14 protein-coding genes and 2 tRNA genes are annotated in these 15989 nt (G+C 68.9%); 12 read left to right on the forward strand and 4 right to left on the reverse strand.

The genetic code is table 11. The features are described 5' to 3' along the window. Positions 1-8: 8 nt before the first annotated feature. Together LL239_RS16265 and LL239_RS16270 are read left to right on the forward strand one after the other, a co-directional pair. The gene (locus LL239_RS16265) at positions 9-641 is read left to right on the forward strand and encodes an FMN-binding negative transcriptional regulator (RefSeq protein ID WP_228164438.1); all 633 of its coding nucleotides are present in this window, start codon (positions 9-11) and stop codon (positions 639-641) included. Beyond that, on the forward strand, positions 638-2134 hold the full coding sequence (locus tag LL239_RS16270; RefSeq protein WP_228164439.1) for an amidohydrolase: 1497 nt from the start codon (positions 638-640) through the stop codon (positions 2132-2134). The genes LL239_RS16265 and LL239_RS16270 overlap by 4 nt, the downstream gene beginning before the upstream one ends. Before the next feature lie 56 nt (positions 2135-2190). Here LL239_RS16270 and LL239_RS16275 read toward each other — a convergent pair whose 3' ends face one another. Beyond that, positions 2191-2676, reverse strand: coding sequence for a Dps family protein (locus tag LL239_RS16275; RefSeq protein ID WP_228164440.1), 486 nt, complete (start codon positions 2674-2676; stop codon positions 2191-2193). Between the two features lie 139 nt (positions 2677-2815). On the opposite strand from LL239_RS16275, the gene LL239_RS16280 reads away from it, so the two are divergent. Then, entirely contained in the window at positions 2816-3352 is a 537-nt protein-coding gene (locus LL239_RS16280) for a gamma carbonic anhydrase family protein (RefSeq protein WP_228164441.1), read from the forward strand. 7 nt (positions 3353-3359) lie between these two features. Here the strand turns inward: LL239_RS16280 and LL239_RS16285 are convergent, their stop codons facing one another. Together LL239_RS16285 and LL239_RS16290 are read right to left on the reverse strand one after the other, a co-directional pair. Then, entirely contained in the window at positions 3360-4310 is a 951-nt protein-coding gene (locus tag LL239_RS16285; protein WP_228164442.1) for an arsenic resistance protein, read from the reverse strand. A gap of 72 nt (positions 4311-4382) precedes the next feature. Further along, positions 4383-9029, reverse strand: coding sequence for a carboxypeptidase-like regulatory domain-containing protein (locus tag LL239_RS16290; protein ID WP_228164443.1), 4647 nt, complete (start codon positions 9027-9029; stop codon positions 4383-4385). On the opposite strand from LL239_RS16290, the gene LL239_RS16295 reads away from it, so the two are divergent. Beyond that, positions 9019-9339 carry a hypothetical protein gene (locus LL239_RS16295; RefSeq protein WP_228164444.1) on the forward strand — a complete coding sequence of 107 codons (321 nt, stop codon included), beginning with the start codon at positions 9019-9021 and terminating at the stop codon, positions 9337-9339. The two genes, LL239_RS16290 and LL239_RS16295, sit on opposite strands and share 11 nt — an antisense overlap. 317 nt (positions 9340-9656) lie before the next feature. Beyond that, on the forward strand, positions 9657-10031 hold the full coding sequence (locus tag LL239_RS16300) for an A1S_2505 family phage non-structural protein (protein WP_228164445.1): 375 nt from the start codon (positions 9657-9659) through the stop codon (positions 10029-10031). A 9-nt stretch (positions 10032-10040) separates the two neighbouring features. Here LL239_RS16300 and LL239_RS16305 read toward each other — a convergent pair. Next, positions 10041-10114: transfer RNA gene (locus tag LL239_RS16305), tRNA-Gly, on the reverse strand. 242 nt (positions 10115-10356) lie between these two features. On the opposite strand from LL239_RS16305, the gene LL239_RS16310 reads away from it, so the two are divergent. The 7 genes from LL239_RS16310 to LL239_RS16340 all read left to right on the forward strand — a co-directional run bounded on the left by LL239_RS16310 (position 10357) and on the right by LL239_RS16340 (position 15917). Next, positions 10357-10430, forward strand: a tRNA-Pro gene (locus tag LL239_RS16310). Positions 10431-10504: 74 nt separating this feature from the next. Beyond that, complete coding sequence (gene tig, locus LL239_RS16315; RefSeq protein ID WP_228164446.1) at positions 10505-11962, forward strand: trigger factor; 1458 nt, start codon at positions 10505-10507, stop codon at positions 11960-11962. 181 nt (positions 11963-12143) lie between these two features. Then, a complete protein-coding gene (locus LL239_RS16320; protein WP_228164447.1) occupies positions 12144-12632 on the forward strand; it encodes a tetratricopeptide repeat protein in 489 nt (162 codons plus the stop codon). A 78-nt stretch (positions 12633-12710) separates the two neighbouring features. Then, positions 12711-13295, forward strand: a complete 585-nt coding sequence (locus LL239_RS16325; RefSeq protein WP_228164448.1) for an ATP-dependent Clp protease proteolytic subunit — start codon at positions 12711-12713, stop codon at positions 13293-13295. A 29-nt stretch (positions 13296-13324) separates the two neighbouring features. Then, entirely contained in the window at positions 13325-13987 is a 663-nt protein-coding gene (locus LL239_RS16330) for an ATP-dependent Clp protease proteolytic subunit (protein WP_138172345.1), read from the forward strand. A gap of 203 nt (positions 13988-14190) precedes the next feature. Further along, positions 14191-15459 carry an ATP-dependent Clp protease ATP-binding subunit ClpX gene (gene clpX, locus LL239_RS16335; protein WP_228164449.1) on the forward strand — a complete coding sequence of 423 codons (1269 nt, stop codon included), beginning with the start codon at positions 14191-14193 and terminating at the stop codon, positions 15457-15459. Positions 15460-15482: 23 nt separating this feature from the next. Continuing rightward, a complete protein-coding gene (locus tag LL239_RS16340) occupies positions 15483-15917 on the forward strand; it encodes a hypothetical protein (RefSeq protein WP_228164450.1) in 435 nt (144 codons plus the stop codon). The last annotated feature ends 72 nt before the right edge of the window (positions 15918-15989 follow it).

The raw sequence follows: 15989 nt of genomic DNA on the forward strand, positions 1-15989 counted from the left end.
CTGATCCGGTGCGGCAGAATCCGAGTTTCGCGATCACCGACGTCGGCGAGATCCGACGTCTCATCGAGCAGAATCCGTGGGTCACCCTGGTCTCGTCCGGCGCGGAGGGGCTCGTCGCCTCCCACTACGCCGTGCTTCTGGACGATGAGCGTGACGATCTCGCCATCGTGGGGCACGTCGGCAAGCCCGACGATGCGATCCTCGGGCTCGGGGATCGGGAACTGCTGGTGGTCGTACAAGGTCCGCATGGCTACGTGTCGCCGCGGTGGTACGGCGACGTCCCGGCAGTGCCGACATGGAACTTCGTCACGGCGCATCTCAGCGGCATCCCGGAACTGCTCTCTCCCGACGAGAACCTGCGGGTGCTCGACCGTCTCGTCGCCCGTTTCGAGGGCGACGGCGTCGATGCGCGCGGCCTGTACCGCGCGCCGAACGACCCGGAGTTCGTCGAGCGGCTGGAGCGGGGCACGGTCGGGTTCCGGCTGACACCGACGCGGGTCGTCGCCAAGCGGAAGCTGTCGCAGAACCGTTCGGCCGAGGTCGTGGACACGATCATCGACGGACTGAGCGATCGGCCGTACGCCAACCCGTCTCTCGCTGCCGAGATGCGCCGCGCCGCCGACGCGCGACCGCGGGCATGATCGGCGAGACCGCGGCCTTCGTCCGCGCGGTCCGTGTGGCCGGTCCGGGCCGGGAGTTCTTGCCCACGCCCGGTGAACCCGTGGACCTGGTGCTCGCCGACGGACGCATCCTGGACATCGCGCCGACCGGCAACCTGCGGCCCCGCGGCCACATCATCGACGGGAGGGACGGTTGGCTCCTGCCCGGCCTGTGGGATCACCACGTCCATGTCGTGCAGTGGGCGCTCAGTGTGGAGCGGATCCCGCTCGGGGATGCGGCGTCGGCCGCTGAAGCCGCCGCCATCATGGGACGCGCGCCCGTGTCCGGCGGCCGGCGCATCGGAGTGGGCTTCCGCGATGGACTGTGGCCCGACGAGCCCACGCTCGACGTACTGGATGCCGCCACGGGCCAGGCGCCGACCTACCTCGTGAACGCCGACGTGCACAGCGTGTGGATGAACTCCGCCGCCTTCCGTCGCGAGGGCATCGAGCCCTCGGCATCCGGGATGCTGCGCGAGGAGGAGGCGTTCGAGATCTCGCGACGGATCAACGACGTCGGGTCCGATGTCGCGGACCGCGCCGTCGAGCGAATGGCGCGCGCCGCCGCCGCGCGGGGGATCGTCGGACTGGTCGACCTCGACATGACCTGGAACGACGAGCCGTGGCAGCGCCGCGTCGCACGGGGATTCGACGCGCTGCGGGTGTCGTACGGCACGTATCCGCAGCATCTGGATCGAGCGATCGCGGAAGGCCTTCGAACGGGCGACCCCGTGCGCGGGGCGCACCACGACCTCGTCCGCGTCGGCCCACTCAAGGCCATCACCGACGGATCGCTCGGCACGCGGACCGCCGCGTGCGCTCATCCCTATCCGGGAGATGTCGGCAATCACGGGCTGCTGACGATCCCGCCTCACGAGCTCGAGGACCTCATGACGCGCGCGACGGCCGCGGGACTCGAGTGCGCGATCCACGCGATCGGCGATGTCGCCAACGCGCACGCGCTCGATGCGTACGCCCGCACCGGCGCGGTGGGCACGATCGAGCACGCGCAGCTCGTCGCGCACGCGGACATTCCGCGGTTCGCGCGTCTGGGGGTCGCCGCCAGCGTGCAGCCCGAGCACGCCCTGGACGATCGAGACATGACGGATGCCATCTGGGCGGAGCAATCCGCGCAGCCGTATCCGCTGCGCGCACTGGCCGACAGCGGCGGCAACCTCCGCTTCGGCTCCGATGCCCCCGTCGCGCCGCTCGACCCGTGGGCCGCGATGGCATCCGCGGTGTTCCGCACCCGAGATGGGCGCGATGCGTGGCAACCGCATCAGCGTGTCGACATCGACACCGCCATCGCGGCATCCACCGCGGGAGGATCGACCTCTCCCGCGGAGATCGCCCCGGGAGCGCGTGCGGACCTCGTCATCGTCGACGCCGATCCTCGCACCGCGGATGAGCGCGGTCTGCGTTCCATGCCCGTCCGCACCACACTCATCGCGGGTCGGGTGACGCACGCGTCCTGACTCCTGACGCGAGAAGGGGGCGACGCCGAAGCGCCGCCCCCTTCTCGGAGGGTCCGTCAGGCTGCGAGGTGCGCGAAGAGGAACCAGCGGTCCTTGTCGAGGCCGCGCTTGATCTCGATCGCGACGTCCTGGCTCGACAGGTCGGTCTCGTCGAGGCCGTCGATGGCGGTCTGGATGTCGACGAGAACGGCGTCGATGTCGGCGATCACGGCGCGGATGATGACGTCGGACTGAGCGAAGCCCGCGGGGACGGCGGTCTCCTTCGCCTTGGCGGCGACGGTGGACAGGCGCGAGTCGATGGGGAGACCGAGGGCGACGATGCGCTCCGCAGCGAGGTCGGCCCAGTCCTGCGCGTGGGCGACGACGGTGTCGAGCAGCTCGTGCACGCCGATGAAGTTGGAACCGCGCACGTGCCAATGCGCCTGCTTGCCGTTGACGACGAGGGCCTCCAGACCGAGGACGACCGGCGAGAGGAACTGTGCGGTGCTGGACGCCATGGTCGAGTCGACGGTGGTGGCGGCGGGCGTCTGAACGGTGCTCATGAGATCTCCTCGGGTTCTTCGGAAGTCGTTCTGACAGCAACGCTACTCAGCCCGGAACATTCCGCAAGCAAGATGAGGCTCGGCTAAATCCCTGGTAGACAGGCAATCCTCACCTCACTCCGGCGATAGGGTCGGCGGTATGACGATCGCTGCCGATGCCACTGTCCTCGCCCTGCCCGATGCGACGCCGGAGGTGCATGCGACCGCGTTCGTGGCATCCGGTGCACGCATCATCGGCGATGTGACCCTCGGCGAGGATTCCAGCGTCTGGTACAACGCCGTCGTGCGCGGGGACAGCGCGGCGATCGTGCTCGGCCCACGGAGCAACCTGCAGGACAACGTGTCGGTGCACGTCGACCGGGGTCGTCCGGTCACGATCGGCGCGGACGTGTCGGTGGGACACAACGCCGTGGTGCACGGCTGCACGATCGGCGACGGTTCGCTGATCGGGATGGGCAGCGTCGTGCTCTCGGGCGCCGAGATCGGACCCGGATGCCTCGTGGCCGGGGGAGCGGTGGTCCTGGAGGGCACCGTAATCCCGGAGGGCTCGCTCGTCGCGGGAGTGCCCGCGAAGGTGCGCCGCGCGCTCACGTCAGAGGAACGCGCCGGCATCCTGCGTAACGCTCAGACTTACCTCGACCACGTGGAGCGGCATTCGGCGGCGACCCCCAGCTGAGTGATTCTCACCGCGGAATCAGGCGCGGAACGACGCGGACGAGCACGATCATCCCGATCAGCTCGACGACGGTCTGCGCGACGACGGCGGCGGATGCCGCGGCCAGCGGCTGGGGCAGGGCCAGGGCGAGCGGCAGGACGACGAGCGAATTCCGCGTGGAGCCGGAGAACACCGTCGCCCGCGCCGTTGCCGCATCCTGCCGGAAGAGCCGGGAGACGACGACGCCCAGGAGCGGTGCGGCCACGAGGAAGGCGACGTACACGGGGAGCACCCCTAAGAGGGCACTCACATGGTCGCGGACCGTCCCGACGTGGGCCGCGACGATGACCGCGAGGGTGACGGCGAGGATCGGCACCATCGCGGCATCCATGCTGCGCTCGACCATTCGTGCGACCGCGACCCGGCGTCCCAGCGCCTGAGTGAGAGCGGCGAGTCCCATCGGCAGGACGACGAAGAGGCCGAACGCGCTCGTGAACGGGGCGATGTCGATACCGTCGATGACGTCGGGTCCGGCCATGAGCCCGATGAAGACTGGCAGCAGCGCGAGTTGAACGAGCATGACCACGGGCGACACGGCCAGAAGCCGGGATGCCGCGCCGCCGGCGATCCGCGTGAAGACAACGACGTAGTCGATGCAGGGGGCGAGCAGGACGAGCAGGACGCCGACGAGGATCGCCCGATCGTGGGCGACGAAGCGGGAGAGCCCGAAGACCAGCGCCGGCACGAGTGCGAAGTTGAGGAGGAGGATCGCCGCGAGGAAGCGGACATCGCGCGCCGCGCGGCCGATCTCGACGAACGGCACCGCGAGAAACGTCGCGAACAGGAGCACGATCAGGGTCGGATTGACGAGCGCCGTGAAGACGGGAGTCGCGCTGGGCAGCAGGATTCCGACCGCGGCGCCCGCGAGAATCCCCGTCAGGTAGAGGGGGATCTGCCAGCGGTTCGCCCATGTGATCATCGACTCGAGCCTAGGGCGACCGCCAGTCGGTCGTCCGCGGGGCCGACGGCGTGGACCGCCGGCCCCGCGGACTCATTTCACCGGGCTGGTGGCGGAGGATGTCAGCGAAGCGGGCACGTAGCCGGTCTGGGTCCCGCGGACCCTCACGGTGATCGCCTTGCCCACCTGTGCGGACGTCAGTCGAAACGTGCTTTTCGTCGCCCCGGCGATCGCCTGGCTCCCGGCGAACCAGGTGTAACCGAGCGTGGTGCCCGCCGTCCACGCGCCGGGATCCGCGGTCAGCGTCGACCCGACTTTCGGGCTGCCGATGATGCGCGGCTTCGTCGTCTGCAGGTCTTTCAGCTCGGTGAGCGTCACGTTCGCCGTGGACGCCGCCCCGGCCTTGACGGTGACGGTCGTGGTGCCGCACGCCTCGCCGAAGTGGTCGCTCCGGGGAACCCCCGTCGGAAGGGAGGCGCACACGCGGTACGTGCCCGGCGGGAGGACGGCGGAGTACACGCCCGGGGCTCCGGTCGCGCTCGTCTCCGCGGACACGACCTCTTCACCCGAGGTGGTCTTCACCGACACGTGCGCGTTGCTGAGCCAGACGTTCCCGCCCGTCGCGAGAGATGCCTTCACCCGGCCGGTCAGCAAGCCTCCGGCCGACAGTTTGCTCGTGGGGACGGTGGCCACCGATCCTGCCGTCACCGCCACGGGTGTCGCGGCGCTGCGGGTCGCGGCGTTGTCGACCCACTCCGGGGCGTACGTCGAGTTCCTCGCGTCCGGCAGGGAGTAGCCGCTGCTGTAGGCACCGACCCGCACGCGGTACGACCCGCTCGACAGATCCGAGAAGTCGTACCGACCGCGCGAGTCGGTCACTGTCTCCTCGACGAGCCCCTCATCGTTGTTGAGGACGATGTGTACCGGTGTTCCGACCACGGGCGCGCCGGTCGTGGCATCCAGGACGGTGCCCTTCAGACGTGCGGGCGCCGCGAACGCCAGGTCCACCGTCTGAGACCCCGTGCGCGCAAGGATCTCCGCGCGCGCCGACGTCCCGGGCGAGTTGCTCGCGGTCACGGTGTATGCGTGACCGGCGGCGAGCGCGGAGGGGAATGAGTAGCGCCCGTCCGCTCCCGTGGTGACGCTCCTCGCGTCGACGATGCCGCCGGCGGCCGTTGTCTCCGTGACAGCGACGTACACGCCGGCAACCCCGACGCCGTCGGGACCGGTCACGGTGCCGACGAGGCTCGCCTTGCCCGGGACGACAGCGAGGTTTGCGCTCGCGGCGCCTCCGGCCGACACGGTCACCTTCCGCGCGGACGAGGCGCTCGTCCCGCCGTACCAGGCGGTGGGCGCCGACGGGCTCTGCACCCCCACGGTGTACGAACCTGCAGACAGTGCGGGGAACGTGTAGGTGAACGACGTCGGTCCCGTGCGCTTCACCGTGGTGGAGCGGATCGTGCCGTCGGCGGACGTCACGAACACGGCGACGTTCGAGGCGGATGTGATGCCGGACACCGACCCGCTCAGGCTCCCCGCCGAGGCTGGGACATCCGTCACCGTCCCGATGTCGACAGTGGCACCCGCGCCCACCGTGATCCGCGGCGCCGACGCCGGATCGTCGGATGCGAAATCGTAGGTCGAGGAGACGAGCGCGTACACGCCGGGTGCGAGGCTCCCGAACGTGAAGGTCTGGCCGTCGGAGATCCATTGCGACCCGGTGCGCTCCCATGTCGCGCCGTTCGACTGCCACAGGCCCAGCGACAGACCCCCTTGCGACGAGGTGCGGACGTCACCTGTGATCGCACCGGCACGGAGCACCGCGAGGTTCTTCTTCAGCGATGTCGTGCTCATCGTGAAGTAGTCGGACTCTGCCGCTGAGGACGCACCGAAGGCCCATGTCTGCGCGTACGCGGCATCGGCGGGACGGACCGCGAGCGTGTAGGAACCGGGCGGGACGTTGCGCAGCGCGTACGCGCCGCCCTTGCCGATGGTGGCCTGAATCCCGGCGGCGCCGGTCGACGAGTACAGCGTGACCGTACCGCTCGAGATCGCCGCGCCGGTGTCGGCCGCGGTGATGACGCCGGTGATCGAGCGACCACCCAGGGCGATCTCGACGGTGGTGGTCCGACCGAGCGCCACGGATGAGAACGCCGCCGCGACGATCGAGCCGGCGCCGTTGGAGAACGTCAGCCCACCCCCCGTGAGGACACCGACGGCGACGTCTCCGGCGCGCAGCCCGACCACCCTGAACGCACCTGCCGCGTCCGTCCGGGACGAGCCCACCTCGACACCGGCGCGGTTCATAACGCGTACGTCCGCTCCGCCCACGGCGACTCCGTCGGCGGAGCGTACGGTTCCCGCCACCGAGCCGCCCGTCGCAAGTTTGGTGACGAGGTTGCTGCGAACCTGGCCCGCGTCCACTGTCAGGCCGGTTGCCGTCGCCTGGTCCGTTGAGTCGTTCCACCACTCGGGCAGCAGCGCCGAACCCGACGGGGGAGTGAACTCGAGCGCATAGGTCGCCGGGCTCAGGCCGGTGAACGTGTACGCACCCGCACTGTCGGTGGTGACGGACGAGCCCCATCCCCACGTGCTGCCGGATCGTGGGTGTATCGTCACGCGCGCGTTCGACACGGGAGCACCGGCCGCGTCCCGTACGTAGCCCTTCACCACTCCGCCGCGGTCCAGAGTGACGTCCACATGGGACACGGACTGCGCGGCGGTCACCGTAAGCGAGTCCGCGGACCAGTAGTTGGCCTTGTCGGAATACCACTCCGACAGCACGCCCGAGCTCGAGGGCGCTGAGAACTGGAGCCGATAAGACCCGGCGGGGAGTCCTCGCAGCGAGTAGGTGCCGTCTACCTGGATGCCGGTGGACGCCACGTAGCTCATCTGCGGGCCGTACGCGGTGACCCGGTACTGCATCGAGTCGACGGAAACCCCAGCAGGAAGCGTCACACGCCCCGAAATTGTGCTTCCCGTGATCAAGCTCGCGTCGACGCCGCTCACGGTCTGGCCCGCACCGACTGCGACACGTGTCGCGTCGGCGTAGGTCGCCACATCGTTGTAGTACTCGTCGATCAGCCCCCATTCGTCGGGTGCCTGGAACGAGATGACGTACTCGCCGGGGAGAAGCCCCCGAAGCGCGTAGGTCCCGTCCGCGTTGACGGTGGTGCTCGACGAGGAGTAGGACCCTCCCGAGTTCGACGACGCGTAGACGGAGATGCGGCTGCCATTCGATCCCCGGGGTGTGCCGACGGGTACGGTCACGGTGCCGGTGATCGTGGCACCGACGGCGAACTGGGCGTCCACACCGGTCACGGCCTGTGCGCTGGCGAGGGTGATGCCGGTGGACGCCGACCATGTCGTGGCGTCGTCCCACCATTCCGAAAGCAGCGCGGAGCCGTACGGCGGCTGGAACCGGAGGTGGTACGTGCCCTCGCGCAATCCCGTGACGGCGTAAGACCCGTCGGCGCTGACGGGAGTGGAGGACACCCAGTTGTGCTCGCTCGAGTACACCTGTACCGAGCCGCCGCTGACGGCGTAGCCCGCCGGAGCGGTGACCGTTCCCGAGATCGAGGCGCCCGCACCGAGGGTGGCGTCGATGCCGGTGCGTGTGCCTCCCGCCGACACGTCGATCGGAGTCGCCGAGGCGAAGTCCGCGGCGTCCTTCCACCACTCGGGCAGGAGGACCGACGGCGAGTAGGCGGAAAAGCGGACGCGGAGGCTCCCGCCCGGCAGACCGCCGACGGAGTACGTCCCGTCGGATCGGACGTTGGTGTACCCCACCGTGCTCTGCGACGAGTCGTACACGTAGATCGAGACCTCGGAGGGCGAGGAGCCGGCCGGGACGGTGACGCGCCCTGAGATCGTGGCCCCGCGTGCGAGGGTCGGGTTCACGCCGGTGCGAGTCGCTCCTGCCGCGACGGTGACCGTCTTCGCGGAACCGAAGTTCGCGGCATCCTCGTACCACTCGTCGCGCAGGCCGCTGGAGGTGTCGGCGTCGATCTGCAGGCGGTAGTCGCCCGCGGGGAGACCCGCGAGGCGGTAGGTGCCGTCGCTCGCCGCATAGGTGTCGGCGACCCAGCGCTGGTTCGCGTGGTACACGGACACCCTGATCGTCCAACTACTGATCGTGACCCCCGTGGGCACGGACACGCGCCCGCTGATGACGGCGCCCTTGGCGAGCGTGACATCGGCTCCGGTGCGCTTCTCGCCGGCGGTGAGTGTGATGGCGTCGGCCGTCGAGAAATCCTTCTTGTCGTTGAACCATTCCGTGACGAGTCCGCTGCTGGAGCTGGAGCTGAACTGCAGGAAGACAGGGCCGGCGGGGAGCGACGAGACGGTGTAGGAGCCGTCTGCCGCGACAGCGGCCGAACCGATCCAGCTCTGGGACTGGTCGTACGCCGACACGAAGACGCCGCTGACCCCGCCGGGCGTGCCCGCCGGCACGGTCACGACACCGGAGATGGATGCCGCCTTCGCCAGGGTCACGTTGACGCCGGTGCGATCGACCCCGGCGGCGAGCGTGATCGCGTCGGCGGCGTACCGGCTGGTCTTGTCGTTGTACCACTCGGCGAGCAGACCGGTGGAGGGGGCGACGTCGACGAACAGCACGTACCCTCCCGCCTTCAGCCCGCTCAGGGTGTACTTCCCGTTCGACGTCACGGTCGCGGCGGCCACCTCGGTCCAGAGGTCGTCCTTGCTGTACGCGCGCACCGTGATGCCGGTGGCGGGCAACGACGATCCGCTCGCGACGGAGATGAGCCCGGAGATCGACATCGGCTGGGACGAACCGGTCGGGCTCGGAGTCGGGGTCGGGGTCTTCGTCGGGCTGACGGTGGGCTTCGGCGTCGGCGTGGCCGACGTGGTGGGCGAGGGTGTACGCGTCGGCGTGGCCGAGGTGGTCGGCGTCGGCGTCCGTGTCGTGGTCGGGCTGGGAGCGGGTGTGCTCGTCGGTCGCGGCGTGGCGGACGCGGTCTGTCCGGGCGCCGGGGATGCCGTGGGGCTGGCGGACACCGGTGTCGGTGTGGGCGTGGGCGTCGGCTGAGCCGCCGAGGCCGCGGGGGCTACGCCCAGCCCCAACGACAGCGTGAGCGCCAGCGCGACCGCACTGGAAATGTACCGGCGCGTACGCGCACCAAAGGACGTGGACATGTTCCCCCCATAAACGGTGCACGCCGAGCTCGCAGCACCCCTGCGGCGAGCAATTCGTGGCCTCGGGCGACCACGCGCTATTCCTACCACACCGTGTTCGCCTCGCGGGGACGGATGAACGCCGAGGGTCACCCGCACGGGACGTCGGCAAGATCGGGATGCCGATCAACCCCCTCGCGATGGGGCGCGCCTCGCGTCTAGCGTGCGACCATGCACATCGAAACGCTCCAGCCCGGTGAGATCTTCGTCTTCGGCTCCAACGCCTCAGGTGCGCACGGCGGGGGCGCGGCGCGGTTCGCGCACGACCGCTTCGGTGCGATCTGGGGACAGTCCGAGGGGCTGCAGGGACAGTCCTACGGCATCGACACGATGTCCGGACTCACGGTGTTCGAGGAGCACGCGCGGCGCTTCATCGCTTTCGCGGCCGAGCATCCCGAACTGCGGTTCCTCGTCACCGAGGTGGGCTGCGGCATCGCCGGGTATCGGCCGCAGCAGGTGGCCGGATTCTTCGCGGATGCCGGGGAGAACGTGGCGCTGCCGGAATCATTTCGGGCGGTGCTCGGGGAAGACCCAGCGCTCAGCTGAGAGTCGATGTGGAGGGGATGACGGGAATCGAACCCGCACCATCAGTTTGGAAGACTGAGGCTCTACCATTGAGCTACATCCCCGCGGCGGCGAACCGCAGCGTCGACCACTCTACTTCACGCCGGGCCGTCCGACGAACACGGCGGTGACCACAACGGGGGCTGCGTTCAGAGCCGGGCGATCGGGGCCGGATCGGCCTGTCCTCGCGGCATGACCTGTTCTCGAGTCGCGCCGCGGCATCCGCGAAGCTTCTCGATCGGCGCTCACACCTCCATCGACTAGACTTCCAGGGGTCGTTTCGTCGAACGCGTCTTGCGCGTCGCCCCGGGGCGTAGCTCAGCTTGGTAGAGCGCCCGCTTTGGGAGCGGGAGGCCGCAGGTTCAAATCCTGTCGCCCCGACGCAAACGGCCCCACAGACCACAGGCCTAGCCGGCCCCCGCGTGCGCGCGGGCCACACGAGGAGAACACACCGCATGGTCAACAGCACCGTCGAGAAGCTCAGCCCGACCCGGGTCAAGCTCCACATCACGGTCTCGCCCGAAGAGCTCAAGCCGAGCATCGCCCACGCCTACGAGCACATCGCTCAGGACGTGCAGATCCCCGGCTTCCGCAAGGGCAAGGTGCCCGCGCCGATCATCGACCAGCGCATCGGCCGCGGCGCCGTCATCGAGCACGCCGTCAACGAGGGTCTCGACGGGTTCTACCGCCAGGCCGTCGAGGACCAGGAGCTGCGTGTCATCGGCCGCCCCAGCGCCGAGATCGTCGAGCTGCCCGAGCTCAAGGACTACTCGGGTGACCTGGTCGTCGACGTCGAGGTCGACGTTCGTCCGGAGTTCGATCTGCCCGCCTACGACACGATCACCGTGACCGTCGACGCCGTCGAGACCGACGACGCGGCCGTGGATGCCGAGCTCGACCGCCTGCGCGCCCGATTCGGCACTCTCGTGACCGTGGACCGTCCCGCCGCGAAGGGCGACTTCGTCGAGCTCGATCTGGTCGCCACGATCGACGGCGCCGAGATCGACCGCGCCGAGGGCGTGTCGTACGAGGTCGGCTCCGGCGAGCTGCTCGAGGGCATCGACGAGGCCATCGACTCGCTCACGGCCGACGAGCAGACCACTTTCCGCTCCAAGCTCGTCGGCGGCGACCACGCCGGCGAAGAGGCCGAGGTCTCGGTCACCATCACCGCCGTCAAGGAGCGCGAGCTCCCCGAGGCCGACGACGACTTCGCCCAGATGGCATCCGAGTTCGACACCCTCGAGGAGCTGCGCGCGTCGCTCGCCGAGCGCGTGTCCGAGCAGTCCGTCTTCACGCAGGGCGCGGCCGCGCGCGACAAGTTCGTCGAGGCGCTGCTCGAGGCCGTCGAGATCCCCGTCCCGCCGCAGCTCATCGAGGACGAGGTGCACAACCACCTCGAGGGCGAGAACCGCCTCGACGACGACGTGCACCGCGCCGAGGTCACCGAGGCCAGCGAGAAGCAGTTCCGCACCCAGATGGTCCTCGACAAGATCGCCGAAGATGCCGACGTCCAGGTGTCGCAGGACGAGCTGACGCAGTACCTCATCCAGTCGGCCGCGCAGTACGGCATGGCCCCGCAGGACTTCGTCAACGCGTTGCAGCAGGGCAACCAGCTGCCCGCCATGGTCGGCGAGGTCGCCCGCAACAAGGCGCTCGCGATCGCCCTGGGCAAGGTGACCGTCGTCGACACCAACGGCAAGCCCGTCGACCTGACCGGCTTCGTCGCCGTCGAGGGTGAAGAGCCCACCGACGCCGAGGACGAGGTCGTCGAAGAGGCGCAGGAGATCGCCGACGCCGCCGCCGACGCGGACGCCGTCGTCGAGGCGGAAGAGGCCCCCGTCGAGGAGGCCCCCAAAAAGGCTCCCGCCAAGAAGCGCGCTCCGGCCAAGAAGAAGGCCGCCGACAGCGAGTAACACTCGCACGTCGTGCAGACAGGGGGTGGATGCCACGGCATCCATCCCCTGTTCCTGTCACCGCCTCGTTAGCTGACTGTCCACGACACGCCGGATGACGACCGACCGATACGGCGTGTCTTGGACACTCGACGGGGTTCGCGGCCGGAAGGCGCCGCTCACGACGCAGGGAAGAACGTACATGGACGACTGGCAGGACCGCGTCGACGCGGTGTGGGATGACACGACGTTGACCGAGCAACAGCTCATCGAACGGATCGACGTCCTCGCGAGCGAACGACCCGACGACGACGCTGTCGCTCTCTTCGAACGCGCGGGCGCTCGCGACTCCGCAGGGCTCGAGGGAGAGGCTGAGGTGCTCTACCGCCGGGCGTTGGAGATCGGGCTCGACGATCACCGTCGCACCCGTGCGACGATCCAGCTCGCGAGCACGATCCGCAATCTCGGCAAGGTCGACGAGGCTCTCACACTGCTCCGCGGCGAGTACGAGCGCGAGCCACGGGGACCGCTCCACGACGCGGTGGCGGCGTTCTACGCCCTCGCACTCGTCTCGTCGGGGGACGCCGAGCGGGCGGCCTCCATCGCGCTCCAGGCGCTCGCTCCGCACCTGCCGCGCTACACCCGCTCCGTGACCGGATACGCGCGCGAGATCGCCGACGGACACGCCTGATCCGCCCGCGGCGAACACGGCGACCCGGCCTGAACCGCGCCGGTAGATTCGTTGCAGATCACCGGAAGAGGAGCACCAATGCCCGAACCCCTTATGGCAACGAGCGTCTTCGACAGGCTGCTGAAGGACCGCATCATCTGGCTCGGTTCGGAGGTGCGTGACGAGAACGCCAACGAGATCTGCGCCAAGATCCTGCTGCTCGCCGCAGAGGACTCGCAGAAGGACATCTACCTCTACATCAACTCGCCCGGCGGCTCGATCACGGCCGGCATGGCGATCTACGACACGATGCAGTTCGTGCCGAACGACATCGTCACGGTCGGTATCGGCATGGCCGCGTCCATGGGTCAGCTGCTGCTCACCAGCGGCACCAAGGGCAAGCGCTACATCACCCCGAACGCTCGCGTGCTGCTGCACCAGCCGCACGGTGGCTTCGGCGGCACGGCGAGCGACATCCAGACGCAGGCGCAGCTCATCCTCGACATGAAGAAGCGTCTCGCCGAGATCACCGCCGCCCAGACCGGCAAGAGCGTCGAGCAGATCAACGCCGACGGTGACCGCGACCGCTGGTTCACCGCCGACGAGGCCCTCGAGTACGGCTTCGTCGACCACATCCGCGAGCACGCGACCGACGTCGCCGGCGGCGGCGGGACCGCGGCCTGAGGCCGAGGGCGAGAGGAAAGGACACCGCAATGCACACTCCCACCTTCGGCGGCGGCGCCGCGCACATGCCGAGCAGCCGCTACATCCTGCCCCAGTTCGAGGAGCGCACGGCCTACGGCTACAAGCGCCAGGACCCGTACAACAAGCTGTTCGAGGACCGCGTCATCTTCTTGGGCGTCCAGGTCGACGACGCTTCGGCCGATGACGTCATGGCACAGCTGCTCGTCCTCGAGTCGCAGGACCCCGACCGCGACATCATCATGTACATCAACTCGCCCGGCGGCTCGTTCACGGCCATGACGGCGATCTACGACACCATGCAATACGTCTCGCCGCAGATCCAGACGGTCGTGCTCGGCCAGGCCGCCTCGGCGGCCTCGGTGCTGCTCGCTGCCGGCGCCCCCGGCAAGCGTCTGGCCCTTCCGAACGCCCGCATCCTGATCCACCAGCCCGCCGTCGGCGAGTCCGGTCACGGCCAGGCATCGGACATCGAGATCCAGGCCGCCGAGATCATGCGCATGCGCACGTGGTTGGAAGAGACGATGGCCCGTCACACCGGCCAGGACGTCGCGAAGGTCAACAAGGACATCGACCGCGACAAGATCCTCTCGGCACAGGAGGCGATGGAGTACGGCATCGTCGACCAGGTCCTGACGACCCGCAAGCGCGTGCCGGCGGCTCTCACCGCCTGAATGCGCGCACGATGCCCCGCCGGAACACCACCGGCGGGGCATCGTCGTTCGGCGGGACCGATGCCGCGGTGCTCGGCCGCGGCATCCGTGTCCGCCATCGGCGATCACAGCAACGGCACTCGCGCAAATGCCCTCGAATGTCGCGGGCAGCGGTTAGGCTCAAAGTCATTCGGGCGAGTGGCCGGGGATAGGGAGGCACGGGCATGGCACGCATCGGGGAAAGCGCCGATCTGTTCAAATGCTCCTTCTGCGGCAAGAGCCAGAAGCAGGTGCAGCAGCTGATCGCCGGTCCGGGCGTGTACATCTGCGACGAGTGCGTCGAGTTGTGCAACGAGATCATCGAAGAGCGTATGGCCGAGTCGTCCTCGGGCGAGGTCGCCGACTTCGATCTTCCGAAGCCCCGTGAGATCTTCGGCTTCCTCGAGGAGTACGTGGTCGGCCAAGAACCGGCCAAACGAGCGCTCGCGGTCGCCGTCTACAACCACTACAAGCGCGTCCGCTCGCACGGGACGCTGCAGCCGGCCGAACAGCGCGCCGAAGAGATCGACATCGCCAAGAGCAACATCCTGCTCCTCGGTCCCACCGGGTGCGGCAAGACCTACCTGGCGCAGACGCTCGCGAAGCGTCTGAATGTGCCGTTCGCGGTCGCGGATGCCACGGCCCTCACCGAGGCGGGCTACGTCGGCGAAGACGTCGAGAACATCCTCCTCAAGCTCCTGCAGGCCGCCGACTTCGACGTCAAGCGTGCCGAGACGGGCATCATCTACATCGACGAGGTCGACAAGATCGCCCGCAAGGCCGAGAACCCCTCGATCACACGGGACGTCTCGGGTGAGGGCGTGCAGCAGGCTCTGCTGAAGATCCTCGAGGGGACGGTCGCCTCGGTCCCGCCGCAGGGCGGCCGCAAGCACCCGCACCAGGAGTTCATCCAGATCGACACGACGAACGTGCTGTTCATCGTGGCCGGCGCCTTCGCGGGCCTGGAAGAGATCATCTCCGCTCGTGTCGGTAAGCACGGCGTCGGATTCGGCGCTCCGCTGCACCGCAAGGAGGACGCGCCCGACCTCTTCAGCGAGGTGCTGCCGGAAGACCTGCACAAGTTCGGTCTGATCCCCGAGTTCATCGGTCGCCTTCCCGTCGTGGCATCCGTGTCTCCCCTCGACCAGGACGCACTGATGGAGATCCTCACGGCCCCGCGCAATGCGCTCGTCAAGCAGTATCAGCGCATGTTCGAGATCGACGGCGTGCAGCTGGAGTTCGAAGAGGAGGCGCTGCGCGCGATCGCCGACCTCGCCGTGGCACGCAAGACCGGCGCCCGCGGGCTGCGTGCGATCCTCGAAGATGTGCTGGGCCCGGTGATGTTCGACATCCCCTCCGCCGACGACGTCGCGAAGGTCGTCATCACGCGCGCGTCGGTCGAGGACGGCGCCCCCGCCACCGTGGTGCTCGCGCAGAAGCGCAAGAGCGCCTGACGGACACGGGCGGCGGTCCGCGGATGATCCGTCGCCGTATCGTCGCCGCCGTCGCGATAGCGGCCATCGCCGGCGTCGTGCTGGTTCTCTCCGTGGTGTTCGTCGCGCACAGCAGCATGGGGCTGTTCGCTGCCGTCGGTCAGGCCATCGCTGACTCCGAGGACGGCGACGTGCTCGCTGCGCGTCGCGTCCGCGACACTGCAGAAGATCTCACCTCGTCGATCGGGTACGTCCAGACAGCCATGGATGCCGAAACCCGCGCCGCGACCACGTTCACCTCGTCCAGCGGCGCCGGAAACGTGATCCCGCTCGCGTGGACCGGCGCCGGTTTGCCCGAGGATCCCGCGATCGTCGACGTCCGCATCGAGGCCACCGTGTCAGCCGTCGAGGGCGCCCCGTGGCGGAAGGGTCGCTCCGCGGGTGAGCCGCCCCCTTCATTCGGTCCGGACGTTCTGTGAGTCGTCGGTTTCCATTTGATGGGTGCACTGTCGAGCGTACTCGACTGGGGGTAGGTAGCCGAGCGAGGAGTG

It is taken from the genome of Microbacterium testaceum (assembly GCF_020781835.1).
Classification (GTDB): Bacteria; Actinomycetota; Actinomycetes; order Actinomycetales; family Microbacteriaceae; genus Microbacterium; species Microbacterium testaceum_H.